Annotated in this window: 1 pseudogene; it reads right to left on the reverse strand. The window is 71.2% G+C overall.

Annotated features, from left to right (window positions below):
- A pseudogene (locus ACR6JA_RS22435) lies at positions 1 to 389 on the reverse strand (hypothetical protein); the annotation flags it as partial.

The raw sequence follows: 389 nt of genomic DNA on the forward strand, positions 1-389 counted from the left end.
GGCGGCCCCCCCGCGGCGGGGGCCCGGTGTCGCATCGCGGGCGGATGATAAAGGTTGGTCAGCGCAATGGGCGCGTACACGAAGCCCTGGCGGGCCTCCTCCTGCCGCCGCGCGCCGCTCAGGACCAACGCATGCCTGACGACGCCCGTCCAGAGGACGCCGCGCGCGCCCAGCTCCGCCGACCGCGCGTGATTGTCGGCCCGGGTGGCGAACGGAAACAGGTAGGCGCTGCCGTCCGCCCTGACGTTGGTCACCAATTGCCCTCGCCCGGCAAAGTCATTGTGGCGCGTGCCGAACCGCGCGAACGCGGTCCAGTCACGGGTCAGGTCGAACTCGCCGCCGATCATCGCCGTCGTATCGTGGGCGTCGTAGTCGTCGTCCGAGACCGT

The organism is Cedecea sp. B1(4) (assembly GCF_059414925.1).